This window comes from Pseudomonas sp. FW300-N1A1 (genome assembly GCF_058789115.1).
Genome location: NZ_JBYTBK010000001.1, coordinates 172,909 through 197,600 on the forward strand (window position 1 = coordinate 172,909; position 24,692 = coordinate 197,600).

Here is a 24,692-nt window from a genome sequence, read left to right on the forward strand (position 1 = left end):
TGACGAATGACTGTCAATCGCCCTTTACGTTAACGTCAACTTGAGCGAGAGTAAGGGCAGTTCTGAAAGACCAGCGTCGCCTTGGGGGGTGAGAAAACACGCTCATTCACCGACAGGCTTCGCTCCTACAAAAAAGACAATATAGGGGTCGTCATGGATCAACACAGTGCTCACCCACAGCACAGCTACAGCCGCGGTTCGCAGGACAAAGCCTTGCTGGCGATGACCATTGGCCAAGCGTTCGACAACACAGTCGCCAAGTACCCACGGGGCGAAGCGCTGGTCGTGCGTCATCAGCAATTGCGCTACACCTGGACGCAATTGGCGCAGGCCGTCGAGCTGCACGCCAGGGCGATGCTGGCGCTGGGCCTGCAGGCGGGGGACCGCCTGGGCATTTGGGCGCCGAACTGCGCGCAGTGGTGCATCAGCCAATTTGCCAGCGCGAAAATCGGGGTGATTCTGGTCAACATCAACCCGGCCTACCGCAGCTCGGAACTTGAGTATGTGCTCAAGCAGTCCGGCTGTCAGTGGCTGGTGTGTGCCGGTTCGTTCAAGACCTCCGATTACCACGCGATGCTGCAGGGGCTGGCGCCGGAGTTGGCCGAGCACGCCATCGGTCAGTTGCAGTCTGAACGCCTGCCGGATCTGCGCGGCGTGATCAGCCTCGATCCGCAGCCACCGTCCGGTTTCCTGCCATGGTCGCAACTGGCGGATCTCGGCGCCGGCGTCCCGGTGGAGCAACTCAAGGCGCGGCAGAGCAGCCTGCATTTCGACCAGGCGGTGAACATTCAGTACACCTCCGGCACCACCGGGTTCCCCAAGGGCGCGACCCTCAGTCACTACAATATTCTCAATAACGGTTACATGGTCGGTGAAAGCCTGGGGCTGACCGAGCACGACCGCCTGGTGATTCCGGTGCCGTTGTATCACTGCTTCGGCATGGTCATGGGCAACCTGGGTTGCATTACCCACGGCACCACCATGATTTACCCCAATGACGCCTTTGATCCATTGCTGACGCTCGAGACCGTGGCCCAGGAGCGCGCGACCGGGTTGTACGGCGTGCCCACCATGTTCATCGCCATGCTCGATCAGCCATGTCGCGCAGAGTTCGACCTGTCGACGCTGCGCACCGGGATCATGGCTGGTGCGACCTGCCCGATCGAAGTGATGCGGCGGGTCATCAACGAAATGCACATGAGTGAAGTGCAGATTGCCTACGGCATGACTGAAACCAGTCCGGTGTCATTGCAGACCGGTCCTTCAGACGAGCTGGAACTGCGGGTGACCACCGTCGGCCGCACGCAGCCGCAACTGGAAAGCAAAATCATCGATGAGGCGGGCAACCTGGTCCCGCGCGGCACCATCGGTGAACTCTGCACCCGTGGCTACAGCGTGATGCTCGGTTACTGGAACAACCCGCAGGGCACGGCTGATGCCATCGACCAGGCCGGCTGGATGCACACCGGCGACCTGGCGACCATGAACGAAGAGGGCTACGTGTGCATCGCCGGGCGTAACAAGGACATGATCATTCGCGGCGGTGAAAACATTTACCCGCGTGAGCTTGAAGAGTTTTTCTTCACCCATCCGGCGGTGGCGGATGTGCAGGTGATCGGTATTCCGTGCGAGAAGTATGGCGAGGAGATTGTGGCCTGGATCAAGCTCCACCCTGGCCATATCGCCAGCGAGCAGGAACTGCAAGCCTGGTGCAAGGAGCGCATCGCGCACTTCAAGACGCCGCGTTACTTCAAGTTCGTCGACGAGTTCCCGATGACCGTGACCGGCAAGATCCAGAAATTCAAGATGCGCGAGGTCAGTATCGAGGAGTTGCGCATCAATAAAGCCTGACACAACCCCTCTGTGGGGGTGGGTAAGCCCGCCCCCACAGGAGAAGGGCAGTAAGAAACACAAACACCAGACAGCACAAAGGGGAGCCGAAGCTCCCCTTTAATTTATTGCTGCATGCTCTTTTTTTATTATTAAGGGGCGGTCTGTTGTTGTTTTTGGCAACCGTGACCCTTTACCGCTGTTTTGTGCGACCCCCATGCGGGGTCAAGAGCAAACGTATTTTTTTGAGCGCTGATCTGCTTTTTCGCTAAGCGATCCAACCAGTTCGGGAGCTACCTGAAGGTAGTTTTATTGTTCTCTGCCCGGTTGCGGGTGACTGCGTGCAGCACCCTGAAAGCACACCTTCTCCAAAAAAATCTGTTAGCTGCGTCTCTGCCGTGTTGTTTTTGTTATGTCAGAGTCGTTACGTCTTATTTTTATTAGGTTTGCCGCTTTTTTTGTTCTTGTTATGCAATAGAGATAGCAGAACCCGTGCCAACTTTTGAAAATCCTTTAAAATCAATGATTTACAATTTCACGAGTTCATTCGCTAGATTTTTTTCGGTCAGTTTGTTTCCGTGTTACTCGTTTTGTTGCGGGGCGGTAACACACCCCCGACACATTATTGCGCGCTACGGGCCTTGGCCACGCGTGAACCCGTGGGGCGGCCCAGCACGGTGCAAATCTGCTGGCCGGCCAGCAGCAATTGCTCCATGTCGACGCCAGTCTCGATGCCCAGGCCATTGAGCAGGTACAGCACATCTTCCGTGGCGACGTTACCGCTGGCGCCCTTGGCGTAGGGGCAGCCCCCCAGGCCGGCGACGGAGCTGTCAAATACTGCGATCCCTTCCAGCAGGCTGGCGTAGATGTTCGCCATGGCCTGGCCATAGGTGTCGTGGAAGTGCCCGGCGAGCTTGTCCCGTGGCACGTCGGCGGACACCACTTCAAACATCTTGCGGGTGGCGCCAGCGGTGCCGGTGCCAATGGTGTCGCCCAGGGATACTTCGTAGCAGCCCATGGCATACAGTTCGCGGGCAACCATCGCCACCTGCTCCGGCGCGACTTCACCTTCGTAAGGGCAGCCGAGTACGCAGGACACGTAGCCGCGCACGCTGACGCCATGCTGCCTGGCGGCGTCCATGATCGGCGCGAAACGCTCCAGGCTTTCACTGATCGAGCAATTGATGTTGCGCTGCGAGAATGCCTCGGACGCGGCGGCGAACACCGCGACTTCCTTGACCCCGGCGGCCATCGCGTCCTCGAATCCGCGCAGGTTGGGGGCCAGGGCGCCGTAGGTCACGCCGGGCTTGCGCTGGATCCGTGCGAACACCTCGGCGGAACCGGCCATTTGGGGCACCCACTTGGGTGACACGAAACTGCCGACTTCTATATAGCCAAGGCCGGCAGCGCTCAGCGCATCGACCAATTGCACCTTGTCGGCGACGCTGATGGGCTGGGCTTCATTCTGCAGGCCATCGCGCGGGCCGACTTCGATCAGGCGTACATGGGAGGGGAGGGACATGGGCGTTGACCTGTTGTCATTGTCTGAGTGTTCGGAGATCCCTGTGGGAAGTGAGCAAGCCCGGCTCCCATTGGGCGTAGTGTTTCTACTGGACGGCCTGCTGGTTCTTGATCGTCTGCTCCAGCGCATGGACACAGCGCTCTTCGGCGGTGTCGAGCTCCAGCTTCATCTGTTCGATGTCCAGCAGTTGCTGTTCAAGCTGTTCGCGGCGTTCGCTGATTTTCGCCAGCATGCTGTGCAATTGCTTGGTGTTACCGCTGGTGGGGTCGTAGAGTTCGATCAGTTCGCGGCATTCGGCCAGGGAAAAACCGATGCGCTTGCCCCGCAGGATCAGCTTCAGGCTGACCTTGTCCCGCGGCGAATAGATGCGTTCCTGACCGCGTCGCTCAGGGCTCAGCAAGCCTTGTTCTTCGTAAAAGCGAATGGCGCGGGTGGTGATGTCGAGCTCGCGGGCGAGGTCGGAAATGCTGTAGGTCTGGCTGCTCATGGGCGCGCTCAAGAAAGGGACTTGGCTCTAAACTAATGTCAGGTTGACGTAAACGTCAAGCAGCGTTTTCGGGGGCCAGCCCACGCCTGAAGGTATCACACTGAGCCTGTGGAAGAGGGCCGGGCGGCGTACCGCTCGCCTGCGATGAACGATGACAGGATCTGTCAGGCTGCCCCCTCGCGATTAGACCTTGTCCAGTTTCTTGTCATTGGCCGTCACCTGCTGGCACAACTCGATCATCTGTTCGCGCATCCAGCGGTTAGCCGGGTCCTGGTCGGTGCTTTCGTGCCAGTAAAGGTGGGTTTCCACTGGCGGCACGTCATTGACCGGGAGCAGGAAGGACTGCAGGTCATGACGACGGGCGAAACGTTCCGGCACGGTCATTACCATGTCGGTTTGCTGTAGCACCTGGGAGGCCATCAGGTAATGCTGGGAACGCAGGGCAATCTTGCGCTGGATGCCCATCTTGCCCAGGGCCAGGTCAACGTAGCCCAGGCCGCTGCGACGGCTGGAAATATGAATGTGGGTCAATGACAGGTAGTCATCGAGGCTGAACTTCTCTTTCCCCGCCATGGGGTGGCCCTTGCGCATGGCGCAGACGTAACGGTCTTCCATCAGCTTGACATGACGCACTTGCGGGTCGGTGTTGAGCGGGGCGTCGACGGCAAAGTCCAGGCGCCCGGCCGCCAGTTCCTTGGTGGTCTCGCGGCGCTTGGACAGGAAACTCTCGATGATCACGGTCGGTGCCAGGCGGCGCAGGCGCTGGAACAGCGGTGGCAGGATTACCGCTTCCGTGAGGTCGGTCATGCTGATGCGGTACGTCTTGACCGCCTGCAGCGGGTTGAAAATCCGGCTTTCCTGGACCGAGACGCGCAGCAACGACAGGGCGTTGCGCACCGGGCCGATGATGTTTTGCGCCATGGGCGTGGGCACCATGCCTTGGGCGGTGCGCACGAAAAGCGGGTCGTTGAAGGTCTCGCGCAGGCGGGCCAGAGCGTTTGACACCGCCGGCTGGGTAATGCCGACAATCTGCCCGGCACGGGTCAGGTTGGCTTCGGTGTAGATCGCGTCGAAGACGATGAACAGGTTGAGGTCGACCTTGCTTAGATTCATAGCGTTTGGCTCTTGGCTTTTGTTATGGGAGCAGGTGGCTCGATCAGTCGATCATATATCGGTGATGAATGTTAATACACGCCGAGAATAGGTTAGATAAATTATCAACGCTGATCTAGCATCGATTCATAACCTCAACAACGCCTCCACCACCTCGTCAAAAAAGGTAGCTGCCCATGGATTTCGCCTATTCGCCCAAGGTTCAGGAATTGCGTGAACGCGTGACTGCGTTCATGGATGCTTACGTTTATCCAGCCGAAGCGGTGTTTGAACGCCAGGTCGCCGAGGGCGATCGCTGGCAGCCGACCGCGATCATGGAGGAGCTGAAAAACAAGGCCAAGGCCGAAGGCCTGTGGAACCTGTTTTTACCGGAGTCGGAACTCGGCGCCGGCCTGACCAACCTGGAATACGCACCACTGGCGGAAATCATGGGCCGCTCGTTGCTCGGTCCCGAGCCGTTCAACTGCTCGGCACCGGACACCGGCAACATGGAAGTGCTGGTGCGTTATGCCAACGAAGAGCAAAAGCAGCGCTGGCTCGAGCCGCTGTTGCGCGGCGAGATTCGCTCGGCGTTCGCCATGACCGAGCCGGACGTAGCGTCCTCCGATGCCACCAACATGGCCGCGCGTGCCGAGCGCGATGGCGACGAGTGGGTGATCAACGGCAAGAAGTGGTGGACGTCGGGTGCCTGCGACCCGCGCTGCAAGATCCTGATCTTCATGGGCCTGAGCAACCCTGACGCGCCACGGCACCAACAGCATTCGATGATCCTGGTGCCGGTGGACGCCCCAGGGGTGAAAATCCTGCGTCCGTTGCCGGTGTTCGGTTACGACGATGCCCCCCACGGTCACGCTGAAGTGCTGTTCGACAATGTGCGAGTGCCGTACGAGAGCGTATTGCTGGGCGAGGGCCGTGGATTCGAAATTGCCCAGGGGCGCCTTGGCCCGGGCCGGATTCACCACTGTATGCGTTCGATCGGCATGGCCGAGCGGGCGCTGGAACTGATGTGCAAGCGCTCGGTCAATCGCACCGCCTTCGGCAAGCCGTTGGCGCGCCTGGGCGGTAACATCGACAAGATCGCCGACTCGCGGATGGAAATCGACATGGCGCGGCTGTTGACCCTCAAGGCCGCCTACATGATGGACACCGTGGGCAACAAAGTGGCGAAAAGCGAAATTGCCCAGATCAAGGTGGTTGCACCGAACGTTGCCTTGAAGGTCATCGACCGGGCGATCCAGATCCATGGTGGCGCGGGAGTTTCCAACGATTTCCCGTTGGCCTACATGTACGCCATGCAACGGACCCTGCGCCTGGCCGATGGCCCGGACGAAGTGCACCGCGCCGCGATCGGCAAGTTTGAAATCGGCAAGTACGTGCCCAAGGACATGCTGCGCAGCGGGCAGTAAGCCCCGGCGCGGCAGGGTCACCCGCAACCACCCGCCTGGCGTGGTTGCGGGTGATTGCCTGTGCGGTTTTTCAATCGAACGCGATCAAACCGACCGCGCGTTCATCTCGCGACCAAACCGCTCCCGATACACCGAGGGCGGCAGTCCCACCACCTTGCGAAATGCCACCCGAAAACTTTCCACGGAACGGTAGCCGCATTGCCGGGCGATCGATTCCGTGTGGTGGGCACTGCTTTCCAGCAGCTCCCGGGCCCGGGCCAGGCGTTGTTGTTGCAACCAGGACTTGGGGGACTCGCCGGTCGCCTCGCTGAAGCGCCGCAGAAAAGTGCGCTCGCTCATGGCCGCCTGGCTTGCCAGCTCACGCACTCCCAAGGGCTCATGCAGGCGCTCCCGTGCCCAGTGCATGACCCGCGACAGATCACTGCGGGGCGTACGGCTGACAGGGGCGGGAATGAATTGCGCCTGACCGCCGGTGCGTTGCGGCGACATCACCAGCCGCCGGGCCACCGAATTGGCGACCTGAGTACCGAAGTCCCTGGCCACCAGATGCAGGCAGGCATCAATCCCCGCGGCGCTACCGGCCGAGGTGATCAATTGGCCGCTGTCCACGTACAACACGTCGGGGTCCACCAGAATGTTCGGGAAGCGCTCGGCCAATTCCTCGGTATATCGCCAGTGCGTCGTTGCGCTGCGCCCATCGAGCAGGCCGGTGGCTGCGAGGACAAACACCCCGGAGCAGATCGACAGCAGCCGTGCGCCCCGGGCATGGGCTTGGCGAAGCGCTTGCAGCAGGGCTTGCGGCACCTGCTCACTGCGGCTGCGCCAGCCGGGGATGATGATGGTCCGGGCCGTTTCCAGCCGTTCCATGCCACCATCGGCCAGCACCTGAATGCCACCGGCGGCGCGCATCGGTCCCGGGTCAACGCCTACGATGCAGTGCTCGTACCAGGCGAAATCGAACTCCGGTCGCGCCAGGCCGAAGATCTCCACGGCGATTCCAAATTCGAAGGTGCAGAGCCCGTCGTAGGCCAGAATCGCGACTAATCCGGGGTCGTTGTGCATTTGGCGGAAAGTTCCCAGTGAGTGTCGTGTGCGCCACTGTAGCGCCAACGACAATCTGGATACAGTCCTCACACCCCCATATCCGCTTCGGAGAACTCCCATGACCAGTCTGGTAAGCGCTGTCCCTGCCGCTGCTTCAGTCGTTGCCTTGATGCATTTCAGCAATCGCCTGACCTTTGAAACCGACTGCTCCGACGTGTTTGCCAGCCAGCAGGCCGGTGATCTGGACTTCGTCCTGCTGGATGTGCGCGGCCCGCACGCCTATGAGCGCGGTCATGTGCCGGGAGCCCTGAATATTCCGGGGCGTTTGATCACGGCGGACGTTCTGGCGGCGTACCCGAAAAGCACCTTGTTCGTGGTGTATTGCGCAGGCCCCCATTGCAATGGCGCCAACAAGGCCGCGGTGAAACTCGCGGCGCTGGAGTATCCGGTCAAGGAAATGATCGGCGGGGTGACTGGGTGGCTGGATGAAGGCTTCGAGTTGAGCGGTGGGATCGAACGGTCAGTCAGTGCAGCGATCGGTTGTGAATGCTGATCACTGCTGGGTGTTGGGTGAGCGCTGGTTGCGACCGCCAGGTGCTTGAGCGGGAGCAAGTGCTCTCGCCACAGGGCAATCGGTCAAGCCTTGGTAGCCGCGTGCCACTGATCCAGCGTCACGTGCAGCCAGTCGGACACCTGGCGGTAGGCCGCACTGTCGTCCTGGTCCCGGGGCAGCGGTGAGTCGTCCGCGAAATGGGTATTGAGCAAGGCGACGGACTCGGCGTTCCATTCCGGATGAAACTGCACGCCCACACGGGTCGGGCCGACAGCGTACATTTGCTGCGCGCATCGGACGCTGCTGGCCAGCAAGTGGGCGTTGGGCGGCAGATCGATCGCATCCTCATGCCATTCCAGGACCGTCAGGGGTTGCCCATTGGCGAACGAGATGCGGGTCCAGCCGGTTTCCGGTTCCGCCATTCGCCGCACGCTGCCACCCAGGCTCAGGGCCAGCAATTGCGCACCCAGGCAAATGGCGAATACCGGCGCTCCGGCCTCGATACTGGCTGCCAGCCATTGGCGCTCTGCGGCCAGCCATTCGGGGCCGGCATTGGATTCGTATGGCCCGCCCAGGATGATCACCGGTGCTGCACTCTCCGACGGTAGTTGACCGAGGTCGGCACGAAACACCTTGAGGGTCAGTCCTCGGGATTCGGCCCAGTCGTCAATCGCGCCCGGGCCTTCGGCGGGGTGGTGCTGGATCAGGTTCAGCGAGGTCAAGTGCTCGGGCATGATGCGGCGCTCGGTTGGCGGGTGGAGTGTTCTGTCGGCAGGTGCGTCATCTTGACCGAAAGCGTGGCGTTTCTGTAGGGCGTTGCAGCATGCGGGTGCAGTGGACTATGGCTTGTCATACCTTCTGCTTATTTTTATAACAATTTGTCGCTTCAACATAATTCGCTTGCCGGGCGCAGCTCTAGACTGCCGGCCACTTCGATAAATACTAGCCACAAGCTATCCATCGAATGCTGCCAATAAGAGTCTCCGCACACAGGAGTTATAAATGAAAAAGCGAGTGATGCTCGGTGCCCTGGCACTGTCGATGTTGTCCCTGACCGCCGTGGCCGACGATGCCAAGCCGATCCGTCTGGGGATTGAAGCCGGTTACCCGCCGTTCTCGTTCAAGACGCCTGAGGGCAAACTCTCCGGCTTTGACGTGGACATCGGCGATGCGCTGTGTGAGCAGATGAAAGTCAAATGTACTTGGGTCGAGCAAGAGTTCGATGGCCTGATCCCGGCGTTGAAGGTCAAGAAAATCGACGCGATCCTGTCGTCCATGACCATCACCGACGATCGCAAGAAGAACGTCGATTTCACTATCAAGTACTACCACACCCCGGCCCGCTTCGTGATGAAGGAAGGCACCGCGGTCAAAGACCCGCTGACCGAACTCAAGGGCAAGAAAGTCGGTGTGCTGCGCGCCAGTACCCATGACCGCTTCGCCACCGAAGTGCTGCAACCGGCCGGTATCGTCCTGGTGCGCTACGGCTCGCAACAGGAAGCCAACCTGGACATGGTTGCCGGTCGCCTCGACGCGATGCTGGCAGACTCGGTCAACCTGGACGACGGTTTCCTGAAAACCGACGCCGGCAAAGGATTCGCCTTCGTAGGCCCGACCTATGAAGACGCCAAGTATTTCGGCGGCGGCGCGGGTATTGCCGTGCGCAAAGGCGATCAGGCGCTGGCCGACAAGTTCAACACTGCCATCACCGAAATCCGCGCCAATGGCAAGTACAAGCAAGTGCAGGACAAGTACTTCAAGTTTGACGTGTACGGCGAGTAATTTCTCCGTTCAAAAAGGTGGCTACCGTTGACGCGGTGGCCACTTTTTTTATGCCCACTTGAATGACCCTGCCCGACCTGTTTTCCCTGGGAGCCCACCATGCAACGTATTGACCATTCACTGCCCTGGAGCCACCTCGGCACCGAGCGCACCCTGAGCGTGTTTCGTTTCGGCGCAGGCGAGCGCAAGGTCTACATCCAGGCCAGCCTGCACGCCGATGAGTTGCCGGGCATGCGCACGGCCTGGGAGCTGAAAAAACGCCTTGGCGAACTCGAAGCCCAGGGCCAGCTCAAGGGTGTGATCGAACTGGTGCCGGTGGCCAACCCGATTGGCCTGGACCAGCACCTGCAAAGCGCTCACATGGGGCGTTTCGAACTGGGCAGCGGCAAGAATTTCAACCGTGCTTTTCATGAGCTCAGCGGCCCGGTCGGTGAATTGATCGGCGCTCAATTGGGTCGCGACGCCGAGGTAAACGTGGCGTTGATCCGGCAGACCATGGGCCAGGTACTCGACCGCTTGCCAGCGCCGGCTTCACAGCTGGAGGCCATGCACCGGTTGCTGCTGCGTCATGCCTGTGACGCCGACATCACCCTGGACCTGCACTGCGATTTTGAAGCCGCCATTCATCTCTATGCCTTGCCGCAGCACTGGCCGCAATGGCAGTCGCTGGCGGCGCGCTTGAAGGCGGGCGTTGCGTTGCTGTGTGAAGACTCTGGCGGCAGTTCGTTCGATGAGTCCTGTTCGTCGCCCTGGTTGCGGTTGGCCCGGGCGTTTCCTGAGGCGGCCATTCCTCCGGCCAACCTGGCGACGACCCTGGAGTTGGGCAGCATGGGCGATACCCGGATTGATCAGGCACAGGCCAATTGCGAGGCGATTCTGGGGTTCCTGGCCGAGCAGGGGTTCATTGCCGGGCAGTGGCCGGCGGCACCGCAAGCCTGCTGTGAGGGGATGCCGTTTGCCGGTACCGAGTATCTGTTTGCACCCCATCATGGGGTGGTGAGTTTTCTGCGCGAGGCCGGGGAGTGGGTCGAGCGGGGGGATGCGCTGTTCGAGGTGGTTGATCCGTTGAGTGACCGGGTGTCTGTGGTGTGTGCCGGGACCAGCGGGGTGTTGTTTGCGCTGGATCGCGGGCGCTATACGGAGCCGGGGATCTGGCAGGCAAAGGTGGCGGGGCGGGAGGTGATTCGGGTGGGCAAGTTGACCAATGATTGAGTCTGGTTTTGTTTGCGGGGGGATGGTGTAGGTGCTGGGTTTTCCCGGCTCGTTATTTGAACTGACGGTTCGCATCGCTCATGTCCTGCATGAACGGCCTGCTACCCAAGAATTCATATACCGACGAAGGCAGGAACGAGAAAAGCTGAAGGCTGCCCAAGGCAGCCTTCAGCTATGACACATGTTTACCGGACACTAGTGACGCTCTGCGTGGGAATGCCGCTCCGGACGCTCTGCGTCCGCTGTGACGCAGAGCGTCACTGGGTGCGTTACCACGCGGAGCGTGGGAGCGATCAGTGGTGACTAGTGCGCTTCGCCTGCCTTCAACCCCGCCGGCAACGCCCTGGTCAACAGGATCGCCAGCATGCTCACCGCCAACGCGATCCCGACAAAGTGGAACGCATCGTTGTAGGCCATGATCGACGCCTGCTGGTGGGCGATTTCGCTGATTTTGCCCAGGGCGGCGGTTTCGCTGCCGAAGCGATCGGTCAGGCTGGCGATGCGCTCGGCCACTTGCGGGTTGGTCGGGACGATCGACTCACGCAGGTAATCGAAGTAGGTCTTGGTTCGTGCGTCCAGCAAGGTGGCGAGGAGGGCGATGCCGATCGCGCCGCCGAGGTTGCGCAGGATGTTGAACAGGCTCGAGGCCGAGCCGGCATCCTGGGGCAGGATGTAGGCCGTGGCGATCAATGAGATGGTGACCATGATCAGCGGCTGGCCCAGCGCCCGGACGAGCTGGATCTGATTGAACTGCGGCCCGGCGAAATCCGGGTTGAGCACGCCGGAGTAAAAACTCGCCAGGCCGAACAGGCCAAAGCCCAGGGTGCATAACCACTTCGGCGAGACGAACTTCATCAGTTTCGGCACCAGGGGAATCAGGAACAGCTGCGGCACCCCCATCCACATGATCACCTCGCCGATCTGCAGGGCGTTGTAGTTCTGGATCTGCGCCAGGTACAGCGGCAACAGATAGATCGAGCCATACAACCCCACGCCCATGCCCAGGCTGGAGATGCTCGACAAGCCGAAGTTGCGGTTGCGCAGGATGCCGAGGTTGATCAGCGGATTGGGTTTGGACACCTGGACGATGACGAAGGTGATCAGGCTCATCAGGGCGATGCTGCCCAGGGTCACGATCAGGCTCGATTCCAGCCAGTCCTTGCGATGGCCTTCCTCGAGGAATACCTGCAGGCAACCCAGGCCAACACCCAGGGTGAGGATGCCGGCGTAGTCGGTGCTTTTCAGCAGTTCCCAGTGCGCGCTCTTCTTCTCCAGGCCGTACATCAGGCCGGCGATCATGAGCAGGCCGGGCGGGATGTTGATGTAGAAGATGTACTCCCAGCCCCAGTTTTCCGTCAGCCAGCCCCCCAGGGTCGGGCCAATGGAGGGCGCGAAGGTGGCGGTCATGGCGAACATGGCCATGCCTTTGGCGCGGTGGTGCTCGGGCAGCTTGATCAGGGTCAGGGTGAACGCCAGCGGGATCAGCGCGCCGCCGGTGAACCCTTGCAGGGCACGAAACACGATCATGCTCTCCAGGCTCCAGGCCATGGAGCAGAGCAGGGAGGCGAACAGAAAGCCCACGGATACCCACACCGCAAGGCGCCGTGCCGAGAGCAACTGCACCAGCCAGGCGGTGAGCGGGATCATGATGATCTCCGCCACCAGGTACGAGGTGGAGATCCACGAGCCTTCTTCCAGGGTCGCCGACAGCGCGCCTTGAATGTCCTTGAGCGAGGAGTTGGTGATCTGGATGTCGAGCACCGCCATGAAGGCACCGAGCATCACGCTCATCACCGCAATCCAGTCCCGCCGGGTCGGTTCGCCGACCGGGCGGATCAGTTGATCACCGGCCATCGGCTGGGGCTTGGATGTTCACTTTGGCGGTGACCGACATGCCCGGACGGATCTTGCCGTGCAGCGGATTGTTGGCGGCAAAGGTCAGTTTCACCGGGATTCGTTGCACGACCTTGGTGAAGTTGCCGGTGGCGTTGTCCGGTGGCAGCAGGCTGAACTGTGCGCCGGAGGCCGCGAACAGGCTATCGACGCGGGCTTCGATGGGCGTGTCGCTGTAGGCATCGAACGTCAGCTCGGCCTTTTGCCCGGGCTGCATGTGGCCGATCTGGGTTTCCTTGAAGTTGGCCTGAATCCAGATGTCCTGGTCCGGGACGACCGACAGCAGGTAGGCGCCGGCCTGCACCACTTGACCGTTGCGGGCGGCGCGCTGGCCGATCAGGCCGCTGATGGGGGCGTAGATCTCGCTGCGGGTCAGGTTCAGTTGTGCCTGGGCCAGGTCGGCCCTGGCGTTGGCGATTTGCGCGTCGAGGCGCTTGATCTCGGCACTGAGGGCGTTGACCTGCTGGCGCTGCGCCTGGGCATCGGCCTGGGCCTTGGTCACTTGCGAGCGGGCGATGTGGTTTTCGGCGGACAAGGTCGTGACCCGTTCTTCCGAAACGTAGCCGGGCTTGCGCAGGGTTTCGGCGCGGGACAGGTCCATTTGCGAGCGACCCAGGCTGACCTGGCTGGAGGCCACCTGAGCTTCACTGGCGGCAATCAGGCTGGCTTGCTGGGTCAGCTTGCTCTGGGCTTGCAGGCGCTCGGCTTCGCGGGTGGCGAGGGCGGCATTGGCGCGATCCACGGCGAGGCGGAAGTCGTCACCTTCGAGCTTGACCAGCAACTGGCCTTTTTCCACGTGCTGGTTGTCCTGCACCAGCACCTCGTCGATGCGTGCGCTCAGCTGGCTGGAGACACGGGTGATTTCGCCCTGGACATAGGCGTTATCGGTGCTTTCGTAAAACCGCCCCTTGAAGAACCATTCGGCAAAGAAGCCGCCGGCAATCAGCAGGGCGATAAACAGGAAAATGGACAGGCGACGCTTGAGTTGGGCTGGCATGGGCAGGCTTGTAGTCGAAATAAAGTGTAAGTGAATTTAACAGGAGGTGAATCTGGCACATAGCCGATAAGTGGTAAATGCCACCTATTGATAATCCGGCACTCAGTGGCGTTAGCGCCTTTTGTAGCCCCAATCTTGGCTTAAATGCCCTGCTCACTGGAGCGGGGCGGCTGTCGCCTGTTACCATTCGCCCTTTGTTTCATCTCCGCTTTTCATATTATTTCGAGACACGCCATGACCACCGTCCGCACTCGCATCGCGCCATCGCCTACCGGCGATCCCCATGTCGGCACCGCTTACATCGCTTTGTTCAACTACTGCTTTGCCAAGCAGCATGGCGGTGAGTTCATCCTGCGCATTGAAGACACCGACCAGTTGCGTTCGACCCGCGAGTCCGAACAGCAGATTTTCGACGCCTTGCGCTGGCTGGGCATCGACTGGAGCGAAGGCCCGGACGTCGGTGGCCCCCACGGCCCGTATCGCCAGAGCGAGCGGGGCGATATCTACCAGAAGTACTGCCAGCAGCTGGTGGAGATGGGCCACGCGTTCCCGTGCTTCTGCACCGCGGAAGAGCTGGACCAGATGCGCGCTGAGCAAATGGCTCGTGGCGAAACCCCGCGTTACGACGGCCGTGCCCTGTTGTTGTCCAAGGAAGAAGTCGACCGTCGCCTGGCGGCTGGCGAACCGCACGTGATCCGCATGAAGGTGCCGAGCGAAGGCGTGTGCGTGGTGCCGGACATGCTGCGTGGCGACGTCGAGATCCCGTGGGATCGCATGGACATGCAAGTGCTGATGAAGACCGACGGCCTGCCGACGTACTTCCTGGCCAACGTGGTCGACGACCACCTGATGGGCATCACCCACGTCCTGCGCGGTGAAGAATGGCTGCCCTCGGCGCCGAAACTGATCCTGTTGTACGAGTACTTCGGTTGGGAACAGCCGGAGCTGTGCTACATGCCGCTGCTGCGTAACCCGGACAAGAGCAAGCTGTCCAAGCGCAAGAACCCGACCTCGGTGACCTTCTACGAGCGCATGGGCTTCATGCCCGAAGCGATGCTCAACTACCTGGGCCGCATGGGCTGGTCGATGCCGGACGAGCGCGAGAAGTTCTCCCTGCAGGAAATGGTCGATAACTTCGACCTCAAGCGCGTATCCCTCGGCGGGCCGATTTTCGACATCGAGAAACTCTCGTGGCTCAACGGCCAGTGGCTGCGTGAGTTGCCGGTGGAGGAGTTCGCCTCCCGCCTGCAAACCTGGGCGCTGAACCCCGAGTACATGATGAAGATCGCGCCGCACGTACAAGGCCGTGTCGAAACCTTCAGCCAGGTTGCTCCACTGGCCGGGTTCTTCTTCGCCGGTGGCGTGAACCCGGAGGCCAGGCTGTTCGAGTCCAAGAAGCTCTCGGGTGATCAGGTTCGCCAACTGATGCAATTGATCCTGTGGAAGCTCGAAAGCCTGCGTCAGTGGGAGAAGGACAGCATTACCGCAACGATTCAGGCGGTGGTCGAATCCCTGGAGCTGAAGCTGCGTGATGCCATGCCGCTGATGTTCGCCGCGATCACCGGGCAAGCCAGCTCGGTGTCAGTGCTCGATGCCATGGAAATCCTCGGCCCGGACCTGACCCGTTTCCGCCTGCGCCAGGCCATCGACCTGCTCGGTGGCGTGTCGAAGAAAGAAAACAAAGAGTGGGAAAAGCTGCTGGGCGCGATTGCCTGAGACGCGTCCTGCAGGAGTGATGGCCATTGCGCGCGCCTGTTGTCGGGCGCGCAGTGGTCGCCAGACCCCCGAATTTACGGGGGGAGGGCGGTAAGTGATTGTTATGTCGGCAAAAAATTTTAATTTTTTTGAAAAATAAGTTTGACAGACTTTCGATACGCCCTTAAGATTCGCCCCGTCCTCACCGATGAGGGGCTATAGCTCAGCTGGGAGAGCGCTTGCATGGCATGCAAGAGGTCGACGGTTCGATCCCGTCTAGCTCCACCAATTTACACTTCAAGGCCTGGCCACACCGGTCTTGAAGCGATCAACACTCAGCGTTGATCAGTTGTATAGAAGGGTTTGCGTCCCCTTCGTCTAGTGGCCTAGGACACCGCCCTTTCACGGCGGTAACAGGGGTTCGAGTCCCCTAGGGGACGCCAGTTTTACAGAAGTGATGTTGCAAGACATCGCTCCGCCGCGAGGCGAAAAATCTGGGGCTATAGCTCAGCTGGGAGAGCGCTTGCATGGCATGCAAGAGGTCGACGGTTCGATCCCGTCTAGCTCCACCAATTTTACAGTTCAAGGTCTGGCCACACCGGCCTTGAATCGATCAGTACTCAGCGCTGATCAGTGTATAGAAGGGTTTGTGTCCCCTTCGTCTAGTGGCCTAGGACACCGCCCTTTCACGGCGGTAACAGGGGTTCGAGTCCCCTAGGGGACGCCACGATTACCCGCTCTGCGGGATTTTATAAGGGTCATTCAATTATTGAATGGCCCTTTTGTTTGTCTGGCGTTTGGCCAATTCCCCCTTCCCTCTATTCTTCCCGACAGTCCTTCTGACCAACGGTCACATCAACGACTTGCGTAAATTTATTATGAGAATAATATTTCTATCGTAATATTCGGAGGCAACGATGAACGACAAGAAAGCTCAAACCCGTGAACGCATTCTCCAGGCCGCCAGTTCCGCGCTGATCCAGCGGGGTCCGGCCGAGCCAAGCGTGGGCGAAGTGATGGGGGCGGCCGGCCTGACGGTGGGTGGCTTCTATGCGCACTTCGACAGCAAGGACGCGATGATGCTGGAGGCCTTCACTCAATTGCTCGGCCAGCGTCGGGCGTTGATCGCCGAGATGGACGCCGAGTTGACAGGGGAGGAGCGCCGGGCGTTGGTCGCTGCGTTTTATCTGTCGCGCAAACACCGAGATTCCACCGAGCACGCCTGCCCGATTCCGGCGTCGATCGGGGAGATGGGGCGCCTGCCGGATGATTTCCGTATGGCACTCAATGAGCACGTCGAGCTGATGGTCGCGCAGTTGGCCAACAGCCCGGAAGACATCGACAAGGTGCTGGCTGACCTGGCGTTGATGGTGGGTGGCCTGGCGCTGGCGCGGGCGCTGGGCGGCGGAGAGTTGTCTGATCGATTGCTGCGTGCCGCCAAGTCGGCGGTGTTATGACCTGAAGCACAAGCCTTTGGAGATGAGCGATGAGCACGTTAAGTTGGGTTCGTGGCGTTAATGGCACCTTGGGCTGGATTGCACCACAGCGGGTCGCGAGCAGGATGCGCCAGGCGTTCATGACGCCCCGTGAGCTGCCTCCCCGGGACTGGGAAATGCCGCTGCTGGCAAAGGCCGAGCGGATCACCCTGCGCTTCGGTCTCTCGGCCTTGCGCTGGGGGCAGGGGCCGACGGTGCTGCTGATGCATGGCTGGGAAGGACGGCCCACCCAGTTTGCCAGCCTGATCAGCGCATTGGTGGACAGCGGTTACACCGTCGTCGCGCTGGACGGTCCGGCCCATGGCCGTTCACCAGGGCGCGAGGCCAACGTCGTGCTGTTCGCCCGGGCCATGCTGGAAGCGGCGGCCGAGTTGCCTCCCTTGCAGGCGGTTATCGGCCACTCCATGGGCGGGGCCAGCGCCATGCTCGCGGTGCAGTTGGGCCTGCGCACCGAGACCCTGGTCAGCATCGCCGCGCCGGCGCGGATCCTCGGCGTGTTGCGCGGTTTCGCGCGGTACGTTGGCTTGCCGCCCAAGGCGCGCTCGGCGTTCATCCGCCAGGTCGAACAGGATGTCGGTATCCAGGCCTCGCGGCTGGACGTCGCGCACTACCAGCTGGATATGCCCGGGCTGATCGTGCATGCCGAAGATGACACCTTTGTCCCGGTCAACGAGTCGCAGCTGATTCACGACGCCTGGTTCGACAGTCGCCTGTTGCGCCTGGAGGAGGGCGGGCATCAGCGGGTGCTGGCCGATCCTCGACTGATCGAGGGCGTGTTGTCGCTGCTCTCCGGTCGTAGCTTGCAGGCGCGCCAATCGGCCTGATCATCCGTTACACTCCTCCCGGTCGAATAATCTGACCGGGAGTGAGGCATGGGCTGGGATCGGGCAACGCCGTTTATCATTGACCTTGAGGTGGCCGCTGAGGACATCGACGGGCTGGGGCATGCCAACAATGCGGTGTATGTCACCTGGCTGGAGCGATGCGCCTGGCGCCACTCACAGCGCCTCGGGCTGGACCTCGTCGAGTATCGGCGGCTGGACCGGGCGATGGCCGTGGTGCGCCACGAGATCGATTACCTGGCGGCGGCCTATGAGGGTGATGAGTTGCAGTTGGCGACCTGGATCGTCGACTGGGATCAGCGCCTGAAAATGACGCGCCATTTCCAGCTGATCCGTCCCCGTGACAACGCCACGCTGCTGCGGGCCCAGACCACCTTTGTCTGTATCGAGCTGTCGAGCGGAAAGCCCAAGCGCATGCCGGCCGAGTTCATCGAGGGTTATGGCCCGGCGTTGCACGCCATCGCCTGACCTCAAGGCAGATCCCCTGAATGCAAAAACGGCACCCGAAGGTGCCGTTTCTGTTGCTGCTGTCTGTCGCTGGAGCGATCAGCCCACCAGGCCGGTTTGCTGAACCAGGTTCAGCAACGGTTGTGGGTAGACGCCCAGGAAGAACGCCAGGACGGCGATGGCCAGCAGCATGACGCCACCTGCCTTTTGCTCCCAGTGCAACTGAGCGTCAACGCGACGCAGGTTGGGTTCGATCAGGAACAGGGTGACCATCACGCGCAGGTAGTAGAAGACGCCAATGGCGCTACCCAGTACCAGCGAGCCGACCAGCCACCACTGGTGCGATTCGACACCGGTGGCAATGATGTAGAACTTGCCGATGAAGCCTGCGGTCAGCGGGATACCGGCCAGGGACAACATCATCACGGTCAGTACGGCGGTCAGGTACGGACGACGCCAGAACAGGCCGCGGTACTCGTACAGGGCGTCTGCGTCACGGCCTTTGTACGGCGAGGACATCAGGGTGATCACGCCGAAGGCGCCGAGGCTGGTGATCACGTAGGTGACCAGGTACACGCCGATGGCTTCCAGTGCCAGGCCCTTGCTCGCCACCAGGGCGATCAGCAGGTAGCCGAAGTGGGCAATGGAGGAGTAACCCAGCAGACGCTTGAGGTTGCTCTGGGTCAGCGCCAGCAGGTTACCGAACAGGATCGAGGCAATCGCGATCACGGTCAGCACGGTGCTCAACACACCGCTGTTGGCCACTGGCGACATCTGGAACAGGCGCACCATCACCGCGAACACGGCGACTTTGGAAGCGGTGGCCAGGAACGCGGCTACCGGTGCCGGAGCACCTTCGTACACGTCCGGAGTCCAGAGGTGGAACGGTACCAGCGACAGCTTGAACGCCAGGCCGATCAGCATCATGCCCAGGCCCAGTTGGGCCAGCGGGCTAGGCAGGCCGGTGGCTTCCAGCGCCATGCCGATGCCGCTGAAGCTCAGGGTGCCGGCTTCGGCGTAGAGCAGGGCCATGCCGAACAACAGGAACGCGGAACCGGCCGCCGACAGCACCATGTACTTGATGCCGGCTTCCAGGGAGCGCTTGTTGAAGAAGGCATAGGCCACCAGACCGTAGACCGGCACCGAGAGCAGTTCCAGGCCGATGAACAAGCCGGCCAGGTGCTGCGCGCTGACCAGGACCAGGCCACCGGCGGCGGCCATCAGGATCAGCAGGTACAGTTCTTCACGGTTGCCCGGGTAACCGGTACCGCCATCGCCGAGGTAGGCGTGGGCGAGGGTGACGCAGGCGAGGGTGGCGACCAGGATCAGCGCCATGTACAGGCAGGCAAAACTGTCGATTTGCAGCAGTGGGGTCACGGCCAGGGGCGCGACTTTCAAGGCTGGCAGGATCGACAACAGCGCCAGGTTAAGACCCGCCACCGACAGCAGGAAGGTCTGTGAGTGGTTGCGGCGCCATGCGATAGCCAGCATCACCACGATGATCGTGGCGCTGGTGATCAACAACGGCGCTAGCGCGATAAAGTGTTGAATCGTGAATTCCATAGCGCTCTTACCGGGCCGAAGCGAGTTGAGTGAAGGCGGTGCCGAGCCATTGCTGCACGCCATGCATGGTGGCGGCAGAGGTATCGAGGAACGGTTGCGGGTAGACGCCGAGGTAAATCAGCAGGCACGCAAGGCCGAGCACCATGATCAGTTCGCGAGCATCCATGCCGTGCAGCACCGCGTCCGACTTGGACGGGCCGAAGTAGGCACGGTGAATCATGATCAGCGAGTAGACCGAACCGAACACCAGGCCCGAGGTGGCAATCGCGGTGATCCATGGCGCACTGGCGAAGGTGCCGATCAGAATCAGGAATTCACCGACGAAGTTACCGGTACCCGGCAGACCCAGGGAGGCGGCTGCGAAGAACAGGCTGATGGCGGGCAGGTACGCAATCTTCGACCACAGGCCACCCATTTCACGCATGTCGCGGGTGTGGGTGCGCTCGTAGAGCTGGCCGCTGAGGATAAAGAGTGCCGCCGCCGACAGGCCGTGGGCCAGCATCTGGATCACCGCGCCCTGCAGGGCTTGCTGGCTGCCGGAGTAGATACCGATCAGCACGAAGCCCATGTGGGAAACGCTGGAGAACGCGATCAGGCGCTTGATGTCGGTCTGGGCAAACGCGAGGAACGCACCGTAGAAGATCCCGACCAGGCCCAGGGCCATGGCGACCGGTGCGAACTCGGCCGATGCGTTCGGGAACAGCGGCAGGGCGAAGCGCAGCAGACCATAGGCAGCAGTCTTGAGCAGAATACCGGCCAGGTCGACGGAACCGGCGGTCGGTGCCTGTGCGTGGGCATCCGGCAGCCAGGAGTGGAACGGCACCACCGGCAGCTTGACCGCGAAGGCGATGAAGAAACCGAGCATCAGGATGTACTCGGTGGTCATCGACATCTTGGTTTTCAACAGGTCGGCGTAGTTGAACGTGATCACGCCCGTGCTGTTGTAGTTGACCAGTACCAGGCCCAGGATCGCCACCAGCATGATCAGGCCGGAAGCCTGAGTGAAGATGAAGAACTTGGTGGCCGCGTAGATCCGGGTCTTCTTGCCGTCCGAGGAACTGTGACCCCAGAGCGCGATGAGGAAATACATCGGCACCAGCATCATTTCCCAGAAGAAGAAGAACATGAACAGGTCGAGGGCCAGGAACACGCCGACGACACCGCCCAGGATCCACATCAGGTTCAGGTGAAAGAAGCCAACGTGACGCTGGATCTCTTTCCACGAACACAGTACCGAGAGCACACCCAGCAAGCCGGTGAGCAGGATCATCAGCAGCGACAAGCCGTCGAGGGCCAGGTGCACGTTGATGCCGAAGCGCTCGATCCAGACGTGCTTGAACTCAAGCGCCCAGGTCGGATCGGTGCCAGGCGCCGGGGCATATGAATAGTCACCGTTGGCCCACAGCCAGAGGCCGAGGGAGAGCAGCAGGGACATGGTGATCAGCGCAATCCAGCGGGGGAGGGTGGCGCCGAAGCGCTCACCCATCCAGCACAGCAGGCCGCCGATGAAGGGAATCAGGATTAGCCAAGGCAGAATCATGACGGGCTCGTTTCCTTTCGCAAGTTCGCAAGGTTCATAGTCAGACCGCTACCAGCACGACAGCGCCGATAACCAGCACGGCACCAGCAGCCATCGAGGCGGCATACCAACGCAATTGACCTGTTTCGGTACGGCTGAGGGAGTTGTGACCCCCTTTGGCCAGACGCGGGATCAAACCGATGGTTTGGTCGCACGGGTCGTTGCGCAACATGTGGACGATTGCCAGGTACGGTTTGACGAACAGTTTGTCGTAGATCCAGTCGAAGCCCCAGGCGGCGAACCACCAGGCGCTGAGCAGACGACCGATACCGCTGTTGGCAATGGCGGTCACGAAGCGGCGCTTGCCCAGGAACAGCAGGGCAGCCAGCAGGATACCGGACAGGGCGATGGCACCCGAGGCGATTTCCAGGCTGTGCTTGGCATCGCCGCCGGCGTGGCCGACGCTTTGTGGCAGTACGCCGTGCAGCGGCGGCACGATCATCGCGCCAATGGCGGTCGACAGTACGATCAGTACCGACAGTGGCAGCCAGTGGGCAACACCGTGGCCGGCATGGGCTTCGGTCTTCGCTTCACCGTGGAACGCGATGAAGATCAGGCGGAAGGTGTACAGCGACGTCATGAAGGCGCCTACCAGCCCGGCGTACAGCAGGCCGTGGTTACCGCTGGCGAAGGCTTCCCAGAGGATTTCGTCCTTGGAGTAGAAACCGGCGGTCACCAGTGGCAGGGCCGCCAGGGCCGCGCCGCCAACGATGAAGCTGGCGTAGGCCAGTGGCAGTTTCTTCCACAAGCCGCCCATCTTGAAGATGTTCTGCTCGTGGTGGCAGGCAACGATCACCGAACCGGACGCAAGGAACAGCAGGGCCTTGAAGAAGGCGTGGGTCATCAGGTGGAAGATCGCGCCATCCCAGGCACCAACGCCCAGGGCCAGGAACATGTAGCCGATCTGGCTCATGGTCGAGTAGGCGAGGATACGCTTGATGTCGGTTTGTACCAGGGCGGCGAAACCGGCCAGCACCAGGGTCACACCGCCAACCAGGCCCACCAGTTGCAGGATGTCCGGCGCCAGGGCGAACAGGCCGTGGGTCCGGGCGATCAGGTAGACACCGGCGGTTACCATGGTTGCGGCGTGGATCAGTGCCGAAACCGGGGTAGGGCCGGCCATTGCATCCGCCAACCAGGTTTGCAGTGGCAGTTGTGCGGATTTACCGACAGCACCGCCCAGCAGCATCAGGGTGGCCAGGACCATCCAGAAGTCGCCTGCCTGGAATTTCTGTGGTGCCAGCACCAGCAGTTCCTGGATGTTCAGCGTGCCCAGTTGGGCAAACAGGATGAACAGGCCGATGGCCATGAACACGTCGCCGATACGGGTGACGATGAAGGCCTTGAGTGCGGCGTTACCGTTGTTGCGGTTGCTGTAGTAGAAACCGATCAACAGGTACGAGCACAGGCCCACGCCTTCCCAGCCGAAGTACAGGAACAACAGGTTATCGCCCAGGACCAGGAACAGCATGCTGGCGATAAACAGGTTGGTGTAGGCGAAGAAGCGCGAGTAGCCGTCTTCACCGCGCATGTACCAGGACGCGAACAGGTGGATCAGGAAACCCACGCCGACCACCACGCCCAGCATGGTGACCGACAGGCCATCCAGGTACAGCGCGAAGTTCGGCTTGAACTCGCCCACCGCCATCCACTGCCACAACACCTGGGTGTAGTGGCCGCCTTCAGGCGGTGCAACGTTGAACTGCCAGATCACATAGGTCGCGACGATTGCCGAGAGACCGATGGAGCCGACGCCGATCAGCGCCGAGAGGTTTTCCGAGAGGCGTCCCCGTGAGAACGCCAGCAGCACAAAACCGATCAGAGGGAACAGGAAAGTCAGATAGAGAAGGTTCATCCGCGCATCTCACTGGCAGCGTCGATATCGAGCGTGTGGAAGCGGCGATACAGTTGCAGCAGGATCGCCAGGCCAATACTGGCCTCGGCGGCTGCCAGGCTGATCACCAGGATGAACATGATCTGTCCATCCGGCTGAGCCCAACGTGCACCGGCAACGATGAACGCCAGTGCAGAGGCGTTCATCATCACTTCCAGGCTCATCAACACGAAAAGAATGTTGCGGCGGACCATCAGCCCGACCAGGCCGAGGCAGAACAGGATGCCGGCAACGGCAAGACCATGCTCGAGAGGGATAGCAGGCATGAGTTACTCCTTCGCCTCGGTGCGGCCCAAATGGAACGCCGTGACGGCTGCGGCGAGCAGCAGCATCGAGGCGAGTTCGACCACCAGCAGGTAAGGACCGAACAGGCTGATGCCCACGGCCTTGGCGTCTACGGTGGTAAGACCGATGGCGGTGCCGCTGGAGTGGCTGAACAGTACATACAGCAGTTCAGCCAGCAGCAGTGCCGCGAGCGCGACCGGGCCCAGCCAGATACCGGGCTTGAGCCAGACGCGTTCTTGCTGGACTGAGGCAGGCCCCAGGTTCAGCATCATCACCACGAACACGAACAGCACCATGATGGCGCCGGCGTAGGCGATCACTTCCAGTACACCGGCAAATGGAGCGCCGAGGCTGAAAAAGGTCATCGCCACGGCAATCAGCGAAATGATCAGGTAGAGCAGGGCGTGCACAGGGTTGGTGTTGGTGATCACACGAAGCGTGGACACCACCGCGATACCCGATGCGAAATAGAAAGCGAATTCCATCTTTCTTCCTTAAGGCAGCAAGCTCTTCACGTTGATCGGTTCGGCTTCATTCTGCGCGGCGCCTTTCGGCTTACCGGCAATGGCCATACCTGCAACACGATAGAAGTTGTAATCAGGGTTTTTGCCGGGGCCGGAGATCAGCAGATCTTCTTTCTCGTAAACCAGGTCCTGACGCTTGAACTCGGCCATTTCGAAATCCGGTGTCAGCTGGATCGCGGTGGTCGGGCAGGCTTCCTCGCAGAGGCCGCAAAAGATGCAGCGCGAGAAGTTGATACGGAAGAACTCCGGGTACCAGCGACCGTCTTCGGTTTCAGCTTTCTGCAGCGAGATGCAGCCTACCGGGCACGCCACGGCGCACAGGTTGCAGGCTACACAACGCTCTTCACCGTCGGGGTCGCGGGTCAGGACGATACGGCCACGAAAGCGCGGCGGCAGGTACACGGCTTCTTCCGGGTACTGCAGCGTGTCGCGCTTGCGGAAGGCATGGCCGAAGATCATCACCAGGCTGCGAAGCTGGGTGAAGAAGCCATGCACGATGTCAAAAATATACTTCATGATTCTCTATCC

General features: G+C 61.0%; 22 protein-coding genes and 4 tRNA genes. 13 read left to right on the forward strand and 13 right to left on the reverse strand.

Annotated elements, in window-relative coordinates:
* Positions 1 to 153: 153 nt before the first annotated feature.
* Positions 154 to 1,851 carry an AMP-binding protein gene (locus tag AC3WQN_RS00865; RefSeq protein ID WP_103401283.1) on the forward strand — a complete coding sequence of 566 codons (1,698 nt, stop codon included), beginning with the start codon at positions 154 to 156 and terminating at the stop codon, positions 1,849 to 1,851.
* A 601-nt stretch (positions 1,852 to 2,452) separates the two neighbouring features.
* Here the strand turns inward: AC3WQN_RS00865 and AC3WQN_RS00870 are convergent.
* The 3 genes from AC3WQN_RS00870 to AC3WQN_RS00880 form a co-directional block, all read right to left on the reverse strand.
* Positions 2,453 to 3,352 (reverse strand): hydroxymethylglutaryl-CoA lyase, encoded by a 900-nt coding sequence (locus tag AC3WQN_RS00870; RefSeq protein WP_103401284.1) that lies wholly within the window; start codon positions 3,350 to 3,352, stop codon positions 2,453 to 2,455.
* 85 nt (positions 3,353 to 3,437) lie between these two features.
* Positions 3,438 to 3,839, reverse strand: a complete 402-nt coding sequence (locus tag AC3WQN_RS00875; RefSeq protein ID WP_095078921.1) for a MerR family transcriptional regulator — start codon at positions 3,837 to 3,839, stop codon at positions 3,438 to 3,440.
* A 183-nt stretch (positions 3,840 to 4,022) separates the two neighbouring features.
* Positions 4,023 to 4,952: a LysR family transcriptional regulator gene (locus tag AC3WQN_RS00880; RefSeq protein ID WP_103401285.1), complete on the reverse strand. Its 930-nt coding sequence runs from the start codon at positions 4,950 to 4,952 to the stop codon at positions 4,023 to 4,025.
* Between the two features lie 176 nt (positions 4,953 to 5,128).
* On the opposite strand from AC3WQN_RS00880, the gene AC3WQN_RS00885 reads away from it, so the two are divergent.
* Positions 5,129 to 6,358, forward strand: coding sequence for an acyl-CoA dehydrogenase (locus AC3WQN_RS00885; RefSeq protein ID WP_103401286.1), 1,230 nt, complete (start codon positions 5,129 to 5,131; stop codon positions 6,356 to 6,358).
* 84 nt (positions 6,359 to 6,442) lie between these two features.
* Here AC3WQN_RS00885 and ftrA read toward each other — a convergent pair whose 3' ends face one another.
* Positions 6,443 to 7,420 (reverse strand): transcriptional regulator FtrA, encoded by a 978-nt coding sequence (gene ftrA, locus AC3WQN_RS00890; RefSeq protein ID WP_103401287.1) that lies wholly within the window; start codon positions 7,418 to 7,420, stop codon positions 6,443 to 6,445.
* Positions 7,421 to 7,520: 100 nt separating this feature from the next.
* On the opposite strand from ftrA, the gene AC3WQN_RS00895 reads away from it, so the two are divergent.
* Positions 7,521 to 7,955 carry a rhodanese-like domain-containing protein gene (locus AC3WQN_RS00895; protein ID WP_103401288.1) on the forward strand — a complete coding sequence of 145 codons (435 nt, stop codon included), beginning with the start codon at positions 7,521 to 7,523 and terminating at the stop codon, positions 7,953 to 7,955.
* 83 nt (positions 7,956 to 8,038) lie between these two features.
* On the opposite strand, the gene AC3WQN_RS00900 is transcribed toward AC3WQN_RS00895, so the two are convergent.
* Positions 8,039 to 8,689 carry a type 1 glutamine amidotransferase gene (locus AC3WQN_RS00900; protein ID WP_178081926.1) on the reverse strand — a complete coding sequence of 217 codons (651 nt, stop codon included), beginning with the start codon at positions 8,687 to 8,689 and terminating at the stop codon, positions 8,039 to 8,041.
* A 268-nt stretch (positions 8,690 to 8,957) separates the two neighbouring features.
* Here AC3WQN_RS00900 and AC3WQN_RS00905 point away from each other — a divergent pair, with 268 nt between their 5' ends.
* The gene (locus tag AC3WQN_RS00905) at positions 8,958 to 9,737 is read left to right on the forward strand and encodes an ABC transporter substrate-binding protein (RefSeq protein WP_103401289.1); all 780 of its coding nucleotides are present in this window, start codon (positions 8,958 to 8,960) and stop codon (positions 9,735 to 9,737) included.
* Positions 9,738 to 9,836: 99 nt separating this feature from the next.
* Entirely contained in the window at positions 9,837 to 10,949 is a 1,113-nt protein-coding gene (locus AC3WQN_RS00910) for a succinylglutamate desuccinylase/aspartoacylase family protein (protein ID WP_492589361.1), read from the forward strand.
* 303 nt (positions 10,950 to 11,252) lie between these two features.
* Here AC3WQN_RS00910 and AC3WQN_RS00915 read toward each other — a convergent pair whose 3' ends face one another.
* Both AC3WQN_RS00915 and AC3WQN_RS00920 read right to left on the reverse strand, forming a co-directional pair.
* Entirely contained in the window at positions 11,253 to 12,803 is a 1,551-nt protein-coding gene (locus tag AC3WQN_RS00915; RefSeq protein ID WP_095143193.1) for an MDR family MFS transporter, read from the reverse strand.
* A complete protein-coding gene (locus AC3WQN_RS00920) occupies positions 12,793 to 13,839 on the reverse strand; it encodes an HlyD family secretion protein (RefSeq protein ID WP_103401391.1) in 1,047 nt (348 codons plus the stop codon). The genes AC3WQN_RS00915 and AC3WQN_RS00920 overlap by 11 nt, the downstream gene beginning before the upstream one ends.
* Before the next feature lie 234 nt (positions 13,840 to 14,073).
* Between AC3WQN_RS00920 and gltX the strand changes: the two genes are divergently transcribed.
* From gltX to AC3WQN_RS00960, 8 genes are all read left to right on the forward strand, one after another.
* Entirely contained in the window at positions 14,074 to 15,555 is a 1,482-nt protein-coding gene (gene gltX / locus AC3WQN_RS00925) for a glutamate--tRNA ligase (RefSeq protein ID WP_103401392.1), read from the forward strand.
* A gap of 191 nt (positions 15,556 to 15,746) precedes the next feature.
* A tRNA-Ala gene (locus AC3WQN_RS00930) sits at positions 15,747 to 15,822 on the forward strand.
* A gap of 79 nt (positions 15,823 to 15,901) precedes the next feature.
* A tRNA-Glu gene (locus AC3WQN_RS00935) sits at positions 15,902 to 15,977 on the forward strand.
* Between the two features lie 53 nt (positions 15,978 to 16,030).
* Positions 16,031 to 16,106: transfer RNA gene (locus AC3WQN_RS00940), tRNA-Ala, on the forward strand.
* A gap of 79 nt (positions 16,107 to 16,185) precedes the next feature.
* A tRNA-Glu gene (locus AC3WQN_RS00945) sits at positions 16,186 to 16,261 on the forward strand.
* A gap of 190 nt (positions 16,262 to 16,451) precedes the next feature.
* A complete protein-coding gene (locus AC3WQN_RS00950; RefSeq protein WP_103401393.1) occupies positions 16,452 to 16,991 on the forward strand; it encodes a TetR/AcrR family transcriptional regulator in 540 nt (179 codons plus the stop codon).
* A gap of 29 nt (positions 16,992 to 17,020) precedes the next feature.
* Positions 17,021 to 17,854, forward strand: a complete 834-nt coding sequence (locus tag AC3WQN_RS00955; RefSeq protein ID WP_103401394.1) for an alpha/beta fold hydrolase — start codon at positions 17,021 to 17,023, stop codon at positions 17,852 to 17,854.
* 48 nt (positions 17,855 to 17,902) lie between these two features.
* Positions 17,903 to 18,340: an acyl-CoA thioesterase gene (locus AC3WQN_RS00960; protein ID WP_095079271.1), complete on the forward strand. Its 438-nt coding sequence runs from the start codon at positions 17,903 to 17,905 to the stop codon at positions 18,338 to 18,340.
* Positions 18,341 to 18,418: 78 nt separating this feature from the next.
* On the opposite strand, the gene nuoN is transcribed toward AC3WQN_RS00960, so the two are convergent.
* From nuoN to nuoI, 6 genes are read right to left on the reverse strand one after another with little or no spacing between them, the layout of a single operon-like run.
* On the reverse strand, positions 18,419 to 19,882 hold the full coding sequence (gene nuoN, locus AC3WQN_RS00965) for an NADH-quinone oxidoreductase subunit NuoN (protein ID WP_103401395.1): 1,464 nt from the start codon (positions 19,880 to 19,882) through the stop codon (positions 18,419 to 18,421).
* Between the two features lie 7 nt (positions 19,883 to 19,889).
* On the reverse strand, positions 19,890 to 21,422 hold the full coding sequence (nuoM, locus tag AC3WQN_RS00970; RefSeq protein WP_103401396.1) for an NADH-quinone oxidoreductase subunit M: 1,533 nt from the start codon (positions 21,420 to 21,422) through the stop codon (positions 19,890 to 19,892).
* Between the two features lie 40 nt (positions 21,423 to 21,462).
* Entirely contained in the window at positions 21,463 to 23,316 is a 1,854-nt protein-coding gene (gene nuoL / locus AC3WQN_RS00975; RefSeq protein ID WP_103401397.1) for an NADH-quinone oxidoreductase subunit L, read from the reverse strand.
* A complete protein-coding gene (nuoK, locus tag AC3WQN_RS00980; protein ID WP_003180046.1) occupies positions 23,313 to 23,621 on the reverse strand; it encodes an NADH-quinone oxidoreductase subunit NuoK in 309 nt (102 codons plus the stop codon). The genes nuoL and nuoK overlap by 4 nt, the downstream gene beginning before the upstream one ends.
* Positions 23,622 to 23,624: 3 nt before the next feature.
* Positions 23,625 to 24,125 carry an NADH-quinone oxidoreductase subunit J gene (nuoJ, locus tag AC3WQN_RS00985; protein ID WP_103401398.1) on the reverse strand — a complete coding sequence of 167 codons (501 nt, stop codon included), beginning with the start codon at positions 24,123 to 24,125 and terminating at the stop codon, positions 23,625 to 23,627.
* 9 nt (positions 24,126 to 24,134) lie between these two features.
* Positions 24,135 to 24,680, reverse strand: a complete 546-nt coding sequence (nuoI, locus tag AC3WQN_RS00990) for an NADH-quinone oxidoreductase subunit NuoI (RefSeq protein WP_218192018.1) — start codon at positions 24,678 to 24,680, stop codon at positions 24,135 to 24,137.
* Between the last annotated feature and the right edge of the window lie 12 nt (positions 24,681 to 24,692).

Coding starts and splice junctions, on each gene's coding strand:
- AC3WQN_RS00865 (WP_103401283.1), top strand. CDS start 154: ATGGATCAACACAGTGCTCACCCACAGCACAGCTACAGCCGCGGTTCG.
- AC3WQN_RS00870 (WP_103401284.1), bottom strand. CDS start 3,352: ATGTCCCTCCCCTCCCATGTACGCCTGATCGAAGTCGGCCCGCGCGAT.
- AC3WQN_RS00875 (WP_095078921.1), bottom strand. CDS start 3,839: ATGAGCAGCCAGACCTACAGCATTTCCGACCTCGCCCGCGAGCTCGAC.
- AC3WQN_RS00880 (WP_103401285.1), bottom strand. CDS start 4,952: ATGAATCTAAGCAAGGTCGACCTCAACCTGTTCATCGTCTTCGACGCG.
- AC3WQN_RS00885 (WP_103401286.1), top strand. CDS start 5,129: ATGGATTTCGCCTATTCGCCCAAGGTTCAGGAATTGCGTGAACGCGTG.
- ftrA (WP_103401287.1), bottom strand. CDS start 7,420: ATGCACAACGACCCCGGATTAGTCGCGATTCTGGCCTACGACGGGCTC.
- AC3WQN_RS00895 (WP_103401288.1), top strand. CDS start 7,521: ATGACCAGTCTGGTAAGCGCTGTCCCTGCCGCTGCTTCAGTCGTTGCC.
- AC3WQN_RS00900 (WP_178081926.1), bottom strand. CDS start 8,689: ATGCCCGAGCACTTGACCTCGCTGAACCTGATCCAGCACCACCCCGCC.
- AC3WQN_RS00905 (WP_103401289.1), top strand. CDS start 8,958: ATGAAAAAGCGAGTGATGCTCGGTGCCCTGGCACTGTCGATGTTGTCC.
- AC3WQN_RS00910 (WP_492589361.1), top strand. CDS start 9,837: ATGCAACGTATTGACCATTCACTGCCCTGGAGCCACCTCGGCACCGAG.
- AC3WQN_RS00915 (WP_095143193.1), bottom strand. CDS start 12,803: ATGGCCGGTGATCAACTGATCCGCCCGGTCGGCGAACCGACCCGGCGG.
- AC3WQN_RS00920 (WP_103401391.1), bottom strand. CDS start 13,839: ATGCCAGCCCAACTCAAGCGTCGCCTGTCCATTTTCCTGTTTATCGCC.
- gltX (WP_103401392.1), top strand. CDS start 14,074: ATGACCACCGTCCGCACTCGCATCGCGCCATCGCCTACCGGCGATCCC.
- AC3WQN_RS00950 (WP_103401393.1), top strand. CDS start 16,452: ATGAACGACAAGAAAGCTCAAACCCGTGAACGCATTCTCCAGGCCGCC.
- AC3WQN_RS00955 (WP_103401394.1), top strand. CDS start 17,021: ATGAGCACGTTAAGTTGGGTTCGTGGCGTTAATGGCACCTTGGGCTGG.
- AC3WQN_RS00960 (WP_095079271.1), top strand. CDS start 17,903: ATGGGCTGGGATCGGGCAACGCCGTTTATCATTGACCTTGAGGTGGCC.
- nuoN (WP_103401395.1), bottom strand. CDS start 19,882: ATGGAATTCACGATTCAACACTTTATCGCGCTAGCGCCGTTGTTGATC.
- nuoM (WP_103401396.1), bottom strand. CDS start 21,422: ATGATTCTGCCTTGGCTAATCCTGATTCCCTTCATCGGCGGCCTGCTG.
- nuoL (WP_103401397.1), bottom strand. CDS start 23,316: ATGAACCTTCTCTATCTGACTTTCCTGTTCCCTCTGATCGGTTTTGTG.
- nuoK (WP_003180046.1), bottom strand. CDS start 23,621: ATGCCTGCTATCCCTCTCGAGCATGGTCTTGCCGTTGCCGGCATCCTG.
- nuoJ (WP_103401398.1), bottom strand. CDS start 24,125: ATGGAATTCGCTTTCTATTTCGCATCGGGTATCGCGGTGGTGTCCACG.
- nuoI (WP_218192018.1), bottom strand. CDS start 24,680: ATGAAGTATATTTTTGACATCGTGCATGGCTTCTTCACCCAGCTTCGC.